Below are 17,086 nucleotides of genomic sequence, written 5' to 3'. Positions count from 1 at the left end.
AAACGGGTCCTCCACGGAATAGATCTCCCCGACGGGCTCGGGCCCGGATTCTCGGCGCGGCGGAAGAACGCGCAAGGCAGGAGCATCGCGTTCGTCTACGGGTGGACGCCCGATCACGAGAAGCTACTGTCCGTCAACATCATGGAAGGCGCGCCGGGGCGGGATTCGGTGGCGGATGCGGTCGAATTCTTCCGGCAGTTGAAGCCGTTGCTGCTGGACTCCCCCTCGCCCGATGGCCCGGGGTAGCGGTCAGGCCGCCTGGGGGACCGGCATGGTGGTCAGGAGTTCGGTGAGTGCGGTGGCGGCGGTGATGTCGCGGAGCTCGGCCTCGGGGGTGAGGATGAGGCGGTGTGCCAGCACGGGCACGGCGAGCGCCTTGACGTCCTCGGGCACCACATAGTGCCGTCCCGCGGCGGCGGCCTTGACGCGGGCGGCGCGCAGCAGGGCGAGGCTGCCGCGCGGGCTCGCGCCCAGGCGCAGGTGCGGGCTGGTACGGGTGGCCGCGCACAGCGAGACGATGTAGTCGTAGACGGGGTCGGCCACGTGGATGCGGGAGGCGAAGTCGATCATTCCGGCGACGTCCGACGAGCGCGCCACCACGGGCAGCCGGTCCATCTGCGGCCCGGTGGGCATGCCCTTGAGCACCTCGACCTCCGAGGCGTGGTCGGGGTAGCCGACGGAGATCTTCATCAGGAACCGGTCGAGCTGGGCCTCGGGCAGCGGGTACGTGCCGTCCATGTCGACGGGGTTCTGCGTGGCGACGACGAGGAACGGCCTGGGCACCGGGTGGGGTTCGGCGTCGACGGTGACCCGGCGTTCCTCCATGACCTCCAGGAGCGCGGCCTGCGTCTTCGGCGAGGCGCGGTTGATCTCGTCGGCGAGCACGATGTTGGCGAAGACCGGCCCGTGGTGGAACTCGAACGTCTGCTGCGCCTGGTTGAAGATGGACACGCCGGTGATGTCGCTGGGCAGCAGGTCGGGCGTGAACTGGATGCGCCGCCATTCGGCGTCCACGCTGGCGGCGAGCGAGCGGGCGAGCGTCGTCTTGCCGGTGCCGGGGACGTCCTCGACGAGCAGGTGACCCTCGGCGAACAGGCAGATCAGGGCCAGCTCGATGGCTTCGTGCTTGCCCCTGATGACGCGTTCGATGTTGCTGGCGAGCAGGCGGAAGCGCTGCGCGAACTGGCCGGCGAGCTGGGCGTTCTGCTGCTGGACCTGCGCGCTCTGCTGGGCCTGCGCGTTCTGCTGAAGCTGGGGGCTCTGCTGGAGCTGGGCGTTCTGCTGGAGCTGGGCGGAGGCGTCGTACGGCCCGGTGTGCTGAGGGTGGACGGCCTGCTGCTGGTGCTGGTACGGCGGCACAGCCTGCTCGGCAGCGTCCGGGTAGCGGTAGGCGGCCTGCTCGGCGTGGTCCTGGTAGTGGTACTGGGTCAACTGAGTCCCCTTCTCAGCCGGCGTACTCGGAGAGCGGCCCTCCGGTGGAGGCCACGGCGGTCCTGCCATGCTGCGAGTGGCACAAAGTCCCGCACCCCCGACATGTACGACTGCGCACCGTTGCCCCCGTATTACCGTGCATCACCCTAGCGCCCGCAGATCACTCGCGTGGACGTACCGGCTGGTAGCGATGGGATCGGCGGTGCGGGCGTGCATGGAGTGTCGGTCCGAAGCCGTACCTTAGTGCCCGTGTCCGAACAGCCCCTGACCCTCGACTCCGTGCTGACCGACGAGGCGGTCCTGTCGACCTACCGCCGCATGTTCGCCGCGCTGGCCCGCGACAGCGGGGCGGTGGTCGACGATCCGGCCATGGTCGACATCGCCGAGACGTTGTTCGCGGCGTTCGCCGAGGCGGGCGAGGAGTGGCTGACGCACGAGCAGATGCGCTTCGCCTGCCGGGCCTACCCCACCGACCAGTTCGACAACCGGCTGCGGGTGCTCAAGGGGCTGGGCGCGATCCGCGAGGTGTTCCCCAAGCCCAACCAGCTCCGCTACCGCGCGTCGTTCACGAGCGTGGTGGGGCTGATGTTCATCAGGCGGATGATGGACGACGGCGGCCAGTCAGAGATGCACCGGCTGCTCGCGCTCGAGGACCTCAATGTCGCCGATCCGCGCACCACGATGGAGGAGGCCAGGCAGAGTGCGCTCAACCTGGCGCGGGCGTTCCGGCTGTGGGCGCTGGAGCTGATCACGCTCACCCACGGCACCATCGAGGAGCTGCGCGAGCAGGCGCCCAAGCTGTGGGGCACCGAGGAGATCGCCCAGCGGGCGCAGGGCCTGCACGCCACGATCCTGACCCGCTGGCCGGAGCTCGACCGGGTCTGCACCGACCTGCGCGCGGCCATCTACGCCTACAGCGACGCCTCACGGCGGGCGGCCGGCCGGCTGGCCGACTCGGCGGGCACCACCCGTAATCTCACGCTGCTGCCGACCGAGACGTGGCGCACGTTCGCGCAGACCGCGTCGAAGGAGCGGCTGGCGGCGGTGCTCGACGGGTTCGTGTTCGACGCGCCCGCGCCTTGGCACGATCCCGCGGCGATCGCCCGCGCGGTCGACGAGGCGCCGCGTCCCGCGCCCGCGCAGCCCACTCCCCCGCGTTCCAACCTGCCCGATCCGGGTCCCGAGTCCGAGCTGGACACCTCGCAGGACGCCGCGCTCGAGCGGCTGCGGCAGACGGCGGAGTCGCTGCTCGGCGATGCCGACCGGGTGGCGCTGCGCGACGCGCTGGGCTCCGACTGGGCGGCGGCGCGGCGTGTGCTGGCCGACCTGACCACCGTCGATCTGCGGCCCGAGCTTCCCTACCGCCTGGTCTGGTCCGACGGGCTCGCCATCGATCCCGACCGCGAGCCCACCTGGCTGTCCGAGGGTTACCTGGAGCGCGTCCATGGCTGAACGTCCCGTGCCGGAGCCCGCGGCTCTCGCCCACGCCCGCGCCCGCTCGGGCGGTCCCGTCAAGCTCGGCGCCGCGGAGCCCGCGCCGCCCGGCATGATGCGCCTGACCAGGGCCGACTCCACCGGCGAAGCGCTGCCGGTGTGGCCTGACGGTGTGACGCCGTCGCTGCTCGACGAGCATCAGGTGGCGCCGGTGCCGGTGGAGCGCTCCGGCGAGACGCGGCGGGTGCTGGCGGCGGTGCTCAAGTGCTGCTGGCAGGACCTGTCGGCCGGCCCGTGGCCGGGCCGGCCCGCCCCCGTCGACGTGGTGCTCGACACCTATCGCGAGCTGATCGGCCGTACCGACGACCTGATGCGCAACTGGGCGGTTGGCGCGCTGCGGCGGCTGCACGACTCCGCGTGGGTGGTGCTGGACGACGGCGTGGTGACGCTGGGCCCGCGCTGCGCCCTGTGGCCGCCCGAGTCGCACGCGCAGCTTCAAGAGCTCGTACGCCGGCTGCCCGAGCCCGCGCGTCCCGAGCTGACCGTGGTGCCCGACGACGACCTGGTGGCCGCCGGGCAGAGCGCCGTCGGCGGCGAGGCGGGCGGCAGGGCGGAGCCGGCCATGGCCGAGTTCGACGACCTGCTGAGCGGCTACGACGAGCGGCGCAGGGCCGAGCTGGTGGCGGCGTTCATGGTGGTCGAGCACGCGGCCGAGCCGGTGCAGGAGGTGCGCTTCGCCGCCCTGCGCGACCCGGCGCTGCGCCACACGCTGGCCGAGATGCTGGCCAGGCGCGGCCGTACGCTGATCCAGCACCGCGACCGCTGGATCTCCGGCTACGACGACGCCGTCGCCGCCCGCGTCGCCGCCGATGGCCCGGCCCGGCTGGGGGTGAGCGAGCGCGCGGTGCTGACGCTCATCCTCGTGCACTCGGTCGCCATCCCGCGCGCCGAGGGCCTGCTGCCCGAGGACTCCTGGCTGTCGCCGCACCCCACACCGGCCGACGAGCTGCGCCGCCACACCCAGCTGCCGATCGGCGAGCTGGAGTCGGCGCTGCGCGTGCTGCGGCACGCGGGGCTGATCAGCCAGGTGAAGGCGGGCGAGGAGGCGGGCGGCTACGTGCCGGGGCCGCAGTTCCACCGGCTCACCCCCGCGGCGCGGCGGCGGTTGCAGGAGGAGCTGATCCTGGCAGCCGGGCCCAACACGCCGCTCGCGGCGGCGGTGCTCGCCCGAAGGTCGGCCAAATGAGTCACATGTCAGCGTTGATGAGGGATGGAAGGGTTACGGGGGGTTTAGGTGTCGCAGGTGGAGAACGTCGTCGGGGACCGCGTGCTGATCGCCGTGCAGGCGGTCAACATCTCGCGGTTGTCGACCCATCCGGTGCCCACCGTTCCCGGCACGCTGATCGTGGTGGCCGGCGCGGGGCCGAAGGACTCCAACGGCGCGGGCAAGTCGTCGTTCATCGCCTCGATCACGGCGCTGCTTGGCGACGAGCAGTGGCGGTTCGCCTCGGGTGCGAAGGCGGTGTCGGAGCTGCTGTTCAACGCGGAGCTGGCCAGCGGCGCCGGGTCGCGGCAGTGGGCGAGCGCCGACCACGGCTACATCGTGGGGGTCTTCGCGCCGCCCGGGATGAACGGGTTCGCCCCGCCGGCCTCCGGCTCTCGGGAGGCGGCGGCAGGCGTTGCCCCGTCCGATGGCGAGCCGTCCGGCGGTGGCTTGTCCGACGACGGGCCGTCCAAGGGGAGGCCCTCCGATCGCGGGTCGTCCGGCGGGGAGCCGTCCGGCGGCGACCTGTTCGGCGCGGAGCCTTCCGACGGCGAGCTGTTCGACGTGCCCGACACCTCAGGCGGGGCGCTGACCGTGTGGCTGCGGGTCAACCAGGAGGCGCCCCACCTGGAGATCCGCTGGCGGGAGGGGATTCACCTCGCGGCGTCGCCGTCGGAGGCCGAGCGGGTGGCGCGGGCCGACGAGATCTGGGCGTCGCTGCCGCGCTCTGCGGGGCGGCGCGACGTCGTGGCCCGCGACCTCACCAAGGTCCTCTACGGCGACAAGGTCAGGTGTGTGTCGTTCCTGTCCACGTCCGTGCGCAGCAAGGTCGCCACCAACCTGCTCTCCCAGCCGCTCAACGAGATCTCGCCCGAGCGGGTCTTCGAGGCCATCGCCGCGCTGACCGGCCTGGACGCCGAGCTGGAGCAGGAGCGCGAGGCCCGCCGCGACGAACACGCCAAGCGGGTGCGGGCGGCGCAGGCGGCCGACCGGCTGGCCGAGTTCGAGTCGGAGTCGAAGGCGCTGCTGAGCACGTTCGACCGGCGCGACCAGGCGCGCATCCGGCTGGCCGACGCGCAGCGGTGCTGGCGCGGGCGGCAGGCCCGCAGGCTGGCCGACGCCGCCGCCAAGGACGAGGCGCTGGCCGCCGACCTTGAGCGCCACCGCGCGGCTGGCGAGGCGGCGGCCGAGGCCGTCGCCCTGGTCAAGGCGGAGATCGCCACGCTGCGCGAGGACACCCTCGACCGGCAGGTGTCGCAGGCGCGCAAGGAGCTGGCGGCGCTGCAGGCGCGGGCGAGCAAGCTCGACGCCGACCGCGCCGTGACGGAGAACTCCGCCGACGAGCTGCGCGGGCTCATCCCCGCCCTGGAGGAGACCCGCCGCTTCGCCGACGGGCGCGACGTGCCGGCGGCCGAACGCGAGCTCGGCGAGGCGCGGCTGCGGCTCAACGAGGCGCTGAAGGCCCTCGGCGTGGCCGACCAGGAGGTGGCCTCGGCGCAGGCGGCCCTCGATGACGCTGAGGGCGGTCCGGCGGCGGCCCAGCTCAACGCGCTGGCGGCGGCGGGGATCGGCGCGACCGGGCTGCTCGACGCGCTCGACGTGGCCGAGCAGGCGCGCGACGCGGGCGCGTCCGGTGGCCTGCGCGGCTGGCCGCACGAGCACGCCGTGATCGTGGACGCCACTCAGCTCGGCGCGGCCGCCGAAGCCCTGGCCGACCTGCCGGGGTCGGTGCTGGTGAGCGCGGCCGGGGTGAGCGTCGTCGGGGCGTTCGAGGGGGTGGCGACCGGGCGCGAGGCCCGCATCAAGGCCGCCGAGCAGCGGCTCAACCGGGCCAAGGACGTCCAGGAGAGCGCGGCCCAGGCCGTACGCGACGCGGAGGAGACGGTCGCCGAGGCGCAGCGGCGGCTCGAAGGCGCCAGGGCCGGGGTGCGGCTGGCCGAGCTCGAGGTCAAGCTGGGCGAGCGGCGGGCCAAGCTGGCCGAGCTGAACGCCGCCATCGAGGAGCTCGCGCCCAAGGTCGCCGAGGCCGAGCGCCAGGCCGCCGCGCTCGACTTCCGGGCACGTACCCGCGACATGGAGATCGAGCGGCTGGAAGGGCGCAGGCACCGGCACGAGAGCGAGCGCGCGCAGGCCCGCGAGCAGGAGGCCAAGGTCACCGCCGAACGCGAGGCGCTCAAGCTCGACGCGCTCGCCGAAGACTGGGGCGGCACCATCGACAGCGCCCGCGAGTGGCTGGAGGCGCTGCCCGACGAGGAGCGCACGCGCACCGCCGACGAGTGGTGGCGGATCGCCGAACGCCACCTCGACCAGGCGCTGCGCGACACGTTCCCCGACGAGGACGCGGAGCTGCCCGAGGAGCTGCGCTTCCTGCTGAGCGAGCGGGAGGGCAGCACGGCGCGGGAGCAGGCGACGTTCTCGGCGGTCTGCGGGTCGCTGTCGTCCTATCTGCGCGGCCAGGAGGAGTACGAACGCCACCAGCGGCGGCAGATCGAGGCCCAGCTCGTCTCCCGGCAGCGCGACCTGGCGGCGGCGGCCAGGGGCGCGGAGGAGGCCGCCCAGTCCACGGCCGTGCACCGCGCCGCGCTGACCGCCGCGATCAAGGCGCGGCTGGCGCGGGTGGCCGAGGAGTTCGACAAGCTCGACACCTCGTACGGCGGTTACGGCGCCACGCTGGAGTTCCCCGTCCCGCCCGCGCCCGCCGACCCCGAGCAGCGCTGGCAGTGGCGGGTCACGCCCAAGTGGCGGCGGGGCGAGGGGCAGGCGTTCGTGCCGTACAACCGGCGGGCCAACACCGCGCTCATGGACGAGAAGGCCGTCAAGCTGGTGTGCGCGGCGGCCATCGCCTCATCCGGCGGCGGCCACCTGTGCCTGGTGCTCGACGAGCTCGGGCGCAACCTGGGCAAGGAGCACCGGCGGGAGGCGGTGGCGCTGTTCCGGCGGATCGGCGAGACGTACGGGATCACGGTGATCGGGGCGCTGCAGGACGACATGGAGCCGTACGCGATCGACGCGTGCGGGCAGTACATCAAGCTGCGGCGGTCGTCGGACGCCATGCCGTACAACGAGCCGCCGGTCATCGTGGGGCACGACCAGCACGCGGAGCGGGTCCGGGCGCTGGCGGCGTACGTGGAGCGCGGCGCGCCCGCGCTCACGGCGTGAGCCTGCCCGCGAACGGCGGGGCGGGCGCCCGCGGTCACGGCGTGAGCCCGCCCGCGAACGGTGAGGCGCCGGGCGCGGCCGGCTGAGCCCAGCGCGGGCTGCGCGCGGGCGGCGGTGGTGGACGTCCGGGGGCTTCGTGGTCACTTCGGTGGCGGGCCGGTGTAGGAGGCGCGGAGGCGGAGGAGAGAGCCGCGGCGATATTCCTCCATCGCGTGCGCCAGCCAGCCCGCCGCCCTGGCCACCGCGAAGATGGCCTCGCCCGCGCCGCGCGTCATGCCGCTGACGGTGACGAGGGTGGCGAGGGCGAGGTCCACGTTGGGGTGGGGCAGGCGGCGCCGGCGCATCTCCGCCAGCACGGCATCCACCACGTCGATCCGATCCGGCCGGAGAACGATCTCGCCCGGATCCCCAGGGCGCGCGGGCTCGCCCGGTCCGCCCCGATGCGCGCGCTTGGCCGGTGGGCAGGGTGCGGTGCGGGCGCCGGTTTCCGTGACGGCCTTCCTGATCAGGTCGAGGAGGAGGGTGCCGCGGGCGTCGCCGTTCTTGTAGACGCTGTGGCCGAAGCCGGGGATGCGCTCGCCGCGCCGTACGCGCTCGCCGATGACGCGGGGCGCCTCGCCGGGGTGGGTGATCTCGTCGAGGAGGCGTTCTGCGGCGTACGAGGCCCCGCCGTGCAGCGGTCCGCCCAGCACGCCGAGCCCGGTGAGGACGACGGCGTACGGGTCGGCCTTGGCGGAGGCGGCCACCCGGGCGGCGAGCGTGGAGGCGGCGAGTTCGTGGTCGGCGAGCAGCACCAGCGCGGCCCTGAGCGCGTCGAGCAGGCCGGGCGTGGCGGGGTGCGGGCACAGGCGGGACCAGAGACGTTCGGCGATCGTGTCGCCCTGGGGCTCGCCGAGCGGCGGCAGCGCGTCCACCAGCCCCGCGATGAGGCGGCGGGCGGTGGCGGTGACGGAGTCGGGGTCGAGCTGGTAGCGCAGGGAGTCGGACGCGCCGAGCACCGTGACGATGACCTGGAGGCGGTCGAGCGGCATGAGGTCGCCGGGCAGGCCGCGCTGAGCGGCGACGGCGGCCCGCAACCCGTCCCCGGGCTCGAAGCGCCACGTGCCCGGCGCGCCCCGCAGCCCCGCGTCAGGCTCGAGCCGTCGCTCGCCCGGCGTGGCCCGTAGCCCTCCGTCGGGCTGGAGCCGCCGCCCGCCTGGCGCGGCCCGTAGCCATACGCCGGGGTCGCCGGTCCACAGCCACTCGGCGACGGTCTCGAACGCCGCCGTACGCGCGAGCGCGAGCGCGTCCGTGCCCCGGTAGTAGGGCCGGTCCACGCCGAGCGACGTGACGGCGGACTCGATGACGAGCTCCGGCGGCTGGGCGCGCGGCCGGCCGCGGCGGGCGAGGCGTTCGATCTCCTCGGCGGAGAAGAGGCTGCGCCGGCCGTCCTCGCTGTGCCGGCGCTGCACGACGCCGCGGCTCACGTACGCGTACAGCGTGGCGGGCTTGATCCCGAGCCGCTCGGCCGCCGTGGCCGCGTCGATCCACTCCACCCCGGCAGAACCCTCCGTTGACGACACCTCACAGGGTACGGTCGCCGGTCTCCGGCAGGGCGAGCAGGCAGAGCAGGCTCAGGATCGCCATCGCGGAGACGTAACCGCCGACCGCCATGACGCCCAGCCCGCTCGCCTGCATGCTGGTGGCGACCAGCGGCGGCACCGCGCCGCCGAGCACGCCGCCGAGGCTGTAGGCGACGGACGAGCCGCTGTAGCGGTACTCGGTCTTGAACAGCTCGGGCAGGAACGCCCCCATCGGCCCGAAGACCAGCCCCATGAGCGCGAGCGCGCCCGCGAGGGCCAGCCCGACGAGGAACGTGGAGCGGGTCTCCATCAGCGGGAACATCACCAGCCCCCACACGACGGCGCCGATCGTGCCGGTGATGAGCGTGCGGCGGCGGCCCAGCCGGTCGGACACCATGGCCGAGGCCACCGTGCCGGCCGCCATGAACACCACGCCGACCATCGACAGCGCGAGCATCGTGGTCTTGGAGATCTTGAGGGTGTCGGTGCCGTACGCCAGGCAGTAGGTGGTGGCGGTGTAGAAGAGCGTGTACGCGATGGTCATGGCGCCGGCGCCGAGCAGGACACGCTTCCACTGGTGCTTCATCAGGCCGACGAACGGCACCCTGGCGATGCGGTGCTGGTCCATGGCGGCCTGGAAGACGGGCGTCTCGGAGATCTTGAGCCGGACGTACAGGCCGACGATCACCAGCAGCAGGCTCGCCACGAACGGCAGCCGCCATCCCCAGCTGTCGAACTGCCCGTCGCTCAGCACCTCGCCGAGGATCAGGAACAGCCCGTTGGCGACGATGAACCCGGCCGACGGGCCGAGCTGCGGGAACATCGCGTACAGGCCGCGCTTGCCGGGCGGGGCGTGCTCGGTGGCCAGCAGCGCCGCGCCACCCCACTCGCCGCCGAGCCCGATGCCCTGGGTGAAGCGCAGCAGCACGAGCAGGACGGGCGCGATCACGCCGATGGCGGCGTAACCGGGCAGCAGGCCGATCAGGACCGTGGACAGCCCCATCACCAGCAGCGAGACGACCAGCATGGACTTGCGGCCGATGCGGTCGCCCCAGTGCCCGAACAGGGCGGAGCCGAGCGGGCGGGAGATGAACGCCACGGCGAACGTCGAGAACGAGGCCAGGCTGCCCGCCACCGGGTCCATGTCGGGGAAGAACGCGGTGTTGAGCACCAGGGCGGCGGCGGTGCCGTAGATGTAGAAGTCGTAGAACTCGATGGCGGTGCCGATGAGGCTGGCCGCAGCGATCCTGGACCGGCTGGGGGCGCCGGTCTGAGGGGAAACCTTCATGGGTGTCTCACTATGTGGACGTGCGTCTTGTGAAGCGATACGAGGACGCTATCACCTGCGCAATGTTAGGTTTCACATACGGAACATCCATGTAGAAAGGGGGGCATTTGCCCGTCGAGCTGGTGATCTTCGACTGTGACGGCGTCCTGGTGGACAGCGAGTCCATCTCCGTACGCGTCGGGCTGGCGGCCCTGCGCCGCCTGGGCCGGACGATGACCGAGGCCGAATACATCGAGAAGTTCGTCGGCGCCACCGGCGACTACTGGGAGCAGCAGATCGGGCCCACCCCGCCCGGCTGGCGCGACCGGTTCAGAGCGGAGTACCGCGCGGCGATCCAGAGAGAGCTGCGCGCCGTCGAAGGCATCACCGACGTGCTCGAACGGCTCACCATCCCGTTCTGCGTGGCCTCCAACGCCCGCCATGCCACCATCCGCCGCAACCTGCGGCTGGCCGGGCTGTCCCACCACTTCGACGGGCGCGTCTTCAGCGTCGAGGACGTCGCCGCGGGCAAGCCCGCGCCCGACCTGTTCCTGCACGCCGCCGCCACCATGGGGGCCGAGCCGGACAAGTGCGTGGTGGTGGAGGACAGTCCCATCGGGGTGACGGCGGCGATCAGCGCGGGCATGCGGTGCTTCGCGTACGCCGGCGGCCTCACGCCGATCGCACGCCTGAAGGGGCTGGGCGCGACGCTCTTCCGCCACCCCGCCGAGCTCCCCGGCCTGATCGCGGCCCTCACCTGACAGGCCCCGCCTGACGACAGGCCCCGCCCGCAGACGAGGCCCGGCTCAACCGCGGGCCGGCCGTCACTTCTGGCGGGCGCGGCCGTTGTCGTCCAGGTAGTCGCGCCACGTCCGCTTGGGCGTCCAGCCGAGCATCCGGTACGCCTTCTCGCACGAGATGCCCGACGAGTCGGCCCTGGACAGCGGCCGCAGCTCGATCTTGTCGCCGAAGCTCCGCCGCAGCATGGCCGCGAAGTCGTGCCCGCCCGCGTTGTCAGGCGCGGCGATGTAGAACACCTCGTGCCCCGGCAGGTCGGACTCGACGGCCAGCACGATCGCATCGGCGAGGTCGTACACGTCGGTGTAGCTGCACAGCCCGGCCCCGACCTCGACCTCGCCGCGCACCTCCGGCCCGAGGTTGCGCTCGTAGTTGCCCTCGTGCTGCACCCAGCTCGGCCGCAGCGAGATGCACCTGATGTCCGACCGGCGCACCGCCGCGTCCATGAGCTGCTCGCCGAAGTATTTCGACAGCGCGTACGGGTCCTGCGGCCGGATCGGGTGCTCCTCGTCCACCGGCGCGTAGTCCGGCAGGAACGGCCGCTCGGCGAAGAAGAACCCGGGCACGGTCTCGCTGGAGATGTTCACGAACCGCCGCACGCCCAGCCGTACCGCCGCCTCGATCATGTTGAACGTGGCCATCAGGTTGTTCTGGAACACCACGTGCGGCGCGTTCATGGTGGGGTCGGGGATGGCCGCCGCGTGCACCACGGCGTCGGCCCCGTGCGTCACGGCGAACGCCTGCCCGGCGTCGGTCAGGTCGGCCTGCTTGTAGCGGGGCTCGCCGGGATCGTGGCGTTCCCAGACCGGGCGGGTGAGATCGGTGGCGGTGACCTCGTGCCCCGCCTCCTGCAGGGCCTTGACGGCGGCCCTGCCGACCTTGCCGTGTGCTCCGGTGACGACGACGCGCATGAGCCGCTCCTCGCAAGCTGGACCCCTCGATCTCGCCCACAACCTATACCCGCCCCGGCGGCCGGCCCTGCGGGGGTCAGCCGGTGCCGGCGGCGCGCAGCGTGGAGCCCGTACGGGTCTTGATGACCTTGAGCTGAGCCGTGATCCGGGAACGCAGCTCCGACACGTGGCTGACGATGCCCACGGCGCGGCCGCCGTCGCGCAGCCCGTCGAGGATGTCGAGAACGCCGTCGAGCGTGTCCTCGTCGAGCGTGCCGAACCCCTCGTCCACGAAGAGCGCGCCCAGCTCCGCGCCGCCCGCCTCGGCGGTGACGACGTCGGCCAGCCCGAGCGCCAGGGCCAGCGAGGTGATGAAGCTCTCGCCGCCGGACAGCGTGGCCGGGTCGCGGTCGACGCCGGTCCAGCCGTCCACCACGCGCAGGCCGAGCCCGCCGCCCGCGCGCGTCCGGGAGCCGGCCGTCTTGCCCAGGTCGTGCCTGAGCAGGTAGCGGCCGCCGGACATGTGGTCGAGCCGCTCGTTGGCGGCGGCCACCACCTGCCGCAGCCGCTCGCCGAGCACGAACGACGACAGGCTCATGCTCCACTGGTTGTCGCTGGAGGTGCCGCTGGCCAGCGAGGCCATGCGTTCGGCCAGGCGGTGCCGGTCGGCGGCGGGACGCCAGCGTTCGAGGTGGCCGGCCAGCTCGTCGTGCAGCTCGGCCAGCCGCCGCGCCCTGGCCGCCGCCCTGTCGCGTACGCTCGCCAGCCGCGTGTACGTCTCCTCCAGCGCGTCGCGCTCGGCCTGAACCGCCGCCAGGTCGGGCGCGGGCTCGGCCGCCGCGGCCACCAGCTCGGGGTCTGCCAGCACGCCGCTGACGGCCGCGTGCTGATCGTCGAGTCGCCGCAGCAGCTCGGCCTTGCGCTCGCGCTCCGCCTGGCTCCGGTAGGCGGCCTCCGCGTCGCGCACGTCGCCGAACCCGGCCTCGGCCGCCGCCTCCTCGGCCGCCTGCTTCGCCCTGGCCAGCTCGTCGCGCGCGGACACCGCCGCCTGCGTGGCCTCCAGCGCCTCGCGCAGCAGCTCGGCCTCGTCGCTCAGCCGGGACAGGCGGGCGGTCAGCGTGGCGTCGCCGCCGCGGGCCGCGTCGAGCCGCGCGGTGAGCCGTCCGGCGTCGCCGCTCAGCTCCTCCTGCCTGGTGCGGGCGGCCGCGAGGCGCGCCGCCACCTGGCGGCTCTGCTCCTCCAGCTCATTGCGTTCCTGTCCGAGCCTGGCCACCTCCTGCGCCAGCCGGGGCTCGGCGGCCGCCGACTCCTGCAGCCTGCGCAGCTCTCGCTCGGCCTCCGCCAGCACGGACTCGGCCACCGCGTCGGGGTCGAGGTCGAGCTGGGCGCGCACGCGGGCCCGCTCGGCCTCCCGCTGCGCCCGGTTCGCCCGGTGGGCGGCCAGGGCTTCGGCGATCTCGCGGGCCTGGTCGCGGACGCGTTCGCGGTCGGCCTCGACCCGTTCGAGGGCCTGCGCCAGCGCGGGCTCGCGGTCGGCGATCGCCTGGAGGCGGGCCAGCTCCTGCTCGGCCTGCTGCACCTGCTCCTCGGCGGCGGCCACGTCGAGATCGCCGGTGGCCGCGGCCGCGTCGGCGTGGCGGGACTCCAGCGAGGCCAGGGCCCGCTCGGCGGCCTCGCGTTCGCTCAGCGCGGCGTCGTGGGCGGCCTCGGCCTCGCGCTCGTCGTCGGCCGACGGGGCGCTCGGCGCGGGCTTGGCGGGCTGGGGGTGGTGCTCGGAGCCGCAGACCGCGCACGGCTGCCCGTCGGCGAGATCGCGCGCCAGCTCGGCGGCCATGCCGTCGATGCGGGCCTGCCGCAGGTCTAGCCAGCGCTCGCGGGCGGCCTGCGCCTGGTCCACGAGCACCTGGTGCGCGGCCCTCGCCTCCTCCAGCTCGGCGGCGAGCGCCTCCCTGCGGTGCGTCGCCTCCAGCGCCGCCCTGGCCGCCTCCAGCGCCGCCATCTGCGCGGGGATCGCGGCGGCCTGCGCGCGTACGTCGTCCAGCGCGGCCTCCGCCTCGGCGAGCCTGGCCGGCAGCTCGGCCTCCGCCGCCGCCACCTCGGCCTCCCGCTGCGCCAGGACGTCCAGCTCTTCCGCCAGGGCGGCCAGCTCGCGGTCGATCTCGATGAGGTGCGCGGCCGCGTCGCGCGCGGCCTTCGCCGCGGGGATCCGCGCGGCGTCCGTACGCGCGGCCGCCAGCCCCGCCTCGGCCCGCTCGATCAACGCCGGCAGCTCGGCCAGCCGGGCGCTCACCCGCTCGTCGGCGCGGAGCAGCTCGGCCAGCTCGTCTTCGACGCGCAGCAGGTCGCGCCGCACCACCGAGAGCCTGGCCTCCTCGGTCAGCAGCTCCTGCAGCCGCGCGATCTCGTCCTGCCGCGCCCGCTCCAACGCCGCCAGCTCCCCGGCACTCGGCGCACCCGCATCGATCCGCCCCTGGTCCGACGGGCTCTCCGTGGCAGGAGCCTTCCCGGCGGGCCACTGCGCGGCGGCGCCGGGAGCGGCGGGCCGCTGCGCGGTGGGCGCATCCGCACCGGGTGCGGTGGGCCGCTGCGCGGTGGGGCCGGGAGCGGGGGCGCCCTGCCTGGGCGCGCCGGATGGGTGGCCGGAGCCCGCGGGCGGGGCTGAGGTCAGGAGGGGGCGGGCGCGGGCGATGGCGTCGGCGGCCAGGGCGCGGGCCTTGGCGGCGGCCTCGGCGCGCTGCCGGGCGGCCGTGACGAGCGGGACGACGCGGTCGGCCCTGGCGGCGTCGTCGAGGATCGCTTGCAGGTCGGCGCGCTCGTCGGCCCGCTCGTCGAGGATGCGGCGCAGGGTGAGCGCCTCGGCGTACCGGCGCTGGCGCTCGGCCAGGGCGGCGGCCTGCTCGAAGCGCGTCCGCGCGGCCCGCAAGGCGGCACCCGCCGCGGCGTGCTCCTCCTCCGCCCGCGTCACGACGGCCCGCGCGGCGTCGAGCAGCGCGCCCGCCCACCGCAACGGCTCCTCCTCAGGCGACGGCGCCTCTCCGCCGGCGTCCACTTGTCCCTGCTCGTCGGAGGCGGCCCGCCCCTGCCGGTCGGAGACTGCTTGCCCCTGCCCGTCAGCGGCAGCCCGCACCTGTCCGTCGGCCGAACCCGCCGTACGGTCGTCCCCCGCCACGACGCCGGCCGCTCCGGCGCGCCCGTCCCGTAGGGCGGCCTCACGGTCCCGGCCCGCCGCCGCAACGGCCTCGCCCTCGCGATCCGACGCCGGAGCGGTGCCGGCCGAGGCGTCCTCGCCGCGCGCCGCCGGAGCGGGATCGTCGTCGAAGGCCAGGGTGGCGTGGACGCCGCCCCCGGCAGCCGCGCTCCCCAGCGCGGCCGAGGTGAGCCGGCCGAGGAGGTCGGGACCGGCGGCCTCCTCGACGCGTTTGACGGCGAAATCGACCTCCTGCCGCAGCTCCTGCGCCTCGCGCCAGGCCTGCTTGCGGTGCTCGGCGAGCCAGGACTCGGCCGCGGTGAACACCTTGACGCTGAAGAGGCGTTCGAGCAGCTTGGCGCGCTCGTCGCCGCCGGCGCGCAGGAAGCGGGCGAAGTCGCCCTGCGGCAGCATGGCGACCTGGCAGAACTGGTCGGCGTTCATGCCGAGCAGGCCGCCGATGAGGTCGCCGGCCTCGTCGAGGCGGGTGGTGAGGCCGTGCCAGTCGGAGCCCTGCCACTCCGAGACGACCACCTTGGCCTTCTCCTCGGTGAAGCCCGTGCCGCGCAGCTTGGGCCGCTGCCAGGCCGGGGAGCGCTGGATGCGCAGTAAACGCCCTCTGATGGACACCTCGAGGGTGACCGACGGCCCGGTGCCGGGCGGGGCGTGGTCGCAGCGCAGGCTGCGGGCGCTGTTGCGCTGTCCGGGCACCTGGCCGTAGAGGGCGAAGCAGAGCGCGTCGAGGATGGTGGTCTTGCCCGCCCCTGTGGGGCCGTGGACGAGGAAGAGCCCGGCTTCGGCCAGCGCGTCGAAGTCGACGGTCTCGGTGCCGGGGAAGGACCCGAACGCCGTCAGCGTGAGCCTGTGGGGGCGCATCTACGCCATCGTCTCCTTCACCCTGGACGCCTCGATGGCCTGTCTTAGCAGCTCCTCCTCTTCGGGTGCGGCAGGCTCGCCGCGTACTTCCTTGACGAAGTCGAGCGCGACCTCCGCCTCGGGCCGCCCGGTGACGCGTACGGGCTCGGCGGCGGCGACGGCGCCGACCGGCTCGAACGAGAGGGCGAGCGTGTGGGGGAAGCGGGCGCGCAGGCGGTCCATCGCGGACTTGGGCCGCACGGGGTCGGTGAGGACGATCTGCAGCCAGTGGTCCTCGTAGGCGGCGTAGCGGGGGTCGGTGAGCAGGTCGTCGATGTCGCCGCGCAGCCGGCCGACGGGGCGGGGCACGGGCGCGGGCACGAAGTCGACGTCCTCCACCTTCTCCCCCATCGTGACCAGCCAGGAGCCCTTGACGTGGCCGGCCTCGGAGAAGGAGTAGGCCAGCGGCGAGCCGGAGTAGCGCACAGTCTCGGACATGCGCTGGCGGCCGTGCAGATGGCCGAGTGCGACGTAGCCGACCCCGTCGAACGCGCTCAGCGGCACGTGGGCGACCCCGCCGACGCTGATGTCGCGCTCGCTGTCGCTGGCCTGCCCGCCGGTGACGAAGCAATGGGAGAGCACCACGGAGGCGCGGTGGCGGGCGGCGTCGGCCCTGATGCGGTCCATGGCGTAGGTGATGGCGGCGGTGTGGCTGCGGTCGGGCAGCTCCCACTGGGCGCGTACGAGCTCCGGCTCCAGGTAGGGAATGCCGTAGAAGGCGACGTCGTCCACCACGACGGGCTCCCACGACCTGTCGGGCGCGGTGCGGACGTGGACGCCCGCCGACTCGAACAGCGCCGAGCCGAACCGCAGCCGCAGCGCCGAGTCGTGGTTGCCGCTGATCAGCACCACGCGCGCGCCGGCGCCGCGCAGCCTGGCGAGCGCGTCGTCGAGCAGGGCGACGGCGTCGACGGGCGGCAGCGCCCTGTCGTAGACGTCGCCGGCCACCGCCACCACGTCGACCCGCTCGGAGCGCACGGTCTCGACCAGGTGATCGATGAACGCGGCCTGCCCGGCGAGCAGGCTCTCGCGGTGGAAGGAGCGCCCGAGATGCCAGTCGGAGGTGTGCAGGATCCGCATGTCGCAGGAAGCTAACAGGTCTCACTGACATATGGGGTCTCTCCAGCCCCACGCGCCGGGAGTACTCTGGAAGATCGGCGGGCAAACCAACGCACATGG

General features: G+C 74.0%; 10 protein-coding genes. 4 read left to right on the top strand and 6 right to left on the bottom strand.

The window, feature by feature from the left end:
• Nucleotides 1-249: 249 nt before the first annotated feature.
• Nucleotides 250-1,431: a MoxR family ATPase gene (locus tag AB0K67_RS31740; protein ID WP_364067629.1), complete on the bottom strand. Its 1,182-nt coding sequence runs from the start codon at nucleotides 1,429-1,431 to the stop codon at nucleotides 250-252.
• A gap of 249 nt (nucleotides 1,432-1,680) precedes the next feature.
• Between AB0K67_RS31740 and AB0K67_RS31735 the strand changes: the two genes are divergently transcribed.
• The 3 genes from AB0K67_RS31735 to AB0K67_RS31725 are packed head-to-tail and all read left to right on the top strand — an operon-like array spanning nucleotide 1,681 to nucleotide 7,288.
• The gene (locus tag AB0K67_RS31735) at nucleotides 1,681-2,883 is read left to right on the top strand and encodes a hypothetical protein (protein WP_364067627.1); all 1,203 of its coding nucleotides are present in this window, start codon (nucleotides 1,681-1,683) and stop codon (nucleotides 2,881-2,883) included.
• Nucleotides 2,876-4,111 carry a hypothetical protein gene (locus tag AB0K67_RS31730; RefSeq protein ID WP_364067625.1) on the top strand — a complete coding sequence of 412 codons (1,236 nt, stop codon included), beginning with the start codon at nucleotides 2,876-2,878 and terminating at the stop codon, nucleotides 4,109-4,111. Before AB0K67_RS31735 ends, AB0K67_RS31730 begins: the two co-directional genes overlap by 8 nt.
• Before the next feature lie 57 nt (nucleotides 4,112-4,168).
• Nucleotides 4,169-7,288 (top strand): chromosome partitioning protein ParA, encoded by a 3,120-nt coding sequence (locus AB0K67_RS31725; RefSeq protein ID WP_364067624.1) that lies wholly within the window; start codon nucleotides 4,169-4,171, stop codon nucleotides 7,286-7,288.
• Nucleotides 7,289-7,428: 140 nt separating this feature from the next.
• Here the strand turns inward: AB0K67_RS31725 and AB0K67_RS31720 are convergent, their stop codons facing one another.
• Both AB0K67_RS31720 and AB0K67_RS31715 read right to left on the bottom strand, forming a co-directional pair.
• Nucleotides 7,429-8,823 carry a citrate synthase gene (locus AB0K67_RS31720; RefSeq protein WP_364067622.1) on the bottom strand — a complete coding sequence of 465 codons (1,395 nt, stop codon included), beginning with the start codon at nucleotides 8,821-8,823 and terminating at the stop codon, nucleotides 7,429-7,431.
• Between the two features lie 28 nt (nucleotides 8,824-8,851).
• Nucleotides 8,852-10,138 carry an MFS transporter gene (locus AB0K67_RS31715; protein WP_364067620.1) on the bottom strand — a complete coding sequence of 429 codons (1,287 nt, stop codon included), beginning with the start codon at nucleotides 10,136-10,138 and terminating at the stop codon, nucleotides 8,852-8,854.
• A gap of 107 nt (nucleotides 10,139-10,245) precedes the next feature.
• Here AB0K67_RS31715 and AB0K67_RS31710 point away from each other — a divergent pair, with 107 nt between their 5' ends.
• On the top strand, nucleotides 10,246-10,878 hold the full coding sequence (locus AB0K67_RS31710; RefSeq protein ID WP_364067618.1) for an HAD family hydrolase: 633 nt from the start codon (nucleotides 10,246-10,248) through the stop codon (nucleotides 10,876-10,878).
• Between the two features lie 63 nt (nucleotides 10,879-10,941).
• Here the strand turns inward: AB0K67_RS31710 and AB0K67_RS31705 are convergent, their stop codons facing one another.
• The 3 genes from AB0K67_RS31705 to AB0K67_RS31695 all read right to left on the bottom strand — a co-directional run bounded on the left by AB0K67_RS31705 (nucleotide 10,942) and on the right by AB0K67_RS31695 (nucleotide 16,987).
• Nucleotides 10,942-11,826: an NAD(P)-dependent oxidoreductase gene (locus AB0K67_RS31705; protein WP_364067616.1), complete on the bottom strand. Its 885-nt coding sequence runs from the start codon at nucleotides 11,824-11,826 to the stop codon at nucleotides 10,942-10,944.
• A gap of 76 nt (nucleotides 11,827-11,902) precedes the next feature.
• Complete coding sequence (locus AB0K67_RS31700) at nucleotides 11,903-15,868, bottom strand: AAA family ATPase (protein ID WP_364067614.1); 3,966 nt, start codon at nucleotides 15,866-15,868, stop codon at nucleotides 11,903-11,905.
• The gene (locus AB0K67_RS31695; protein WP_364067612.1) at nucleotides 15,869-16,987 is read right to left on the bottom strand and encodes an exonuclease SbcCD subunit D; all 1,119 of its coding nucleotides are present in this window, start codon (nucleotides 16,985-16,987) and stop codon (nucleotides 15,869-15,871) included.
• Nucleotides 16,988-17,086 lie beyond the last annotated feature (99 nt).

Origin of the sequence: Nonomuraea sp. NPDC052634 (genome assembly GCF_040678535.1) — a bacterium.
Taxonomy (GTDB): Bacteria; Actinomycetota; Actinomycetes; order Streptosporangiales; family Streptosporangiaceae; genus Nonomuraea; species Nonomuraea fastidiosa.
Note: the sequence above shows the minus strand (reverse complement) of the source record. Positions and strands in the feature narration are given on the sequence as shown.

Excerpts from the sequence above, each read along its gene's own strand:
- AB0K67_RS31730 (WP_364067625.1), top strand. The coding sequence starts at position 2,876 with ATGGCTGAACGTCCCGTGCCGGAGCCCGCGGCTCTCGCCCACGCCCGC.
- AB0K67_RS31715 (WP_364067620.1), bottom strand. The coding sequence starts at position 10,138 with ATGAAGGTTTCCCCTCAGACCGGCGCCCCCAGCCGGTCCAGGATCGCT.
- AB0K67_RS31705 (WP_364067616.1), bottom strand. The coding sequence starts at position 11,826 with ATGCGCGTCGTCGTCACCGGAGCACACGGCAAGGTCGGCAGGGCCGCC.
- AB0K67_RS31700 (WP_364067614.1), bottom strand. The coding sequence starts at position 15,868 with ATGCGCCCCCACAGGCTCACGCTGACGGCGTTCGGGTCCTTCCCCGGC.
- AB0K67_RS31695 (WP_364067612.1), bottom strand. The coding sequence starts at position 16,987 with ATGCGGATCCTGCACACCTCCGACTGGCATCTCGGGCGCTCCTTCCAC.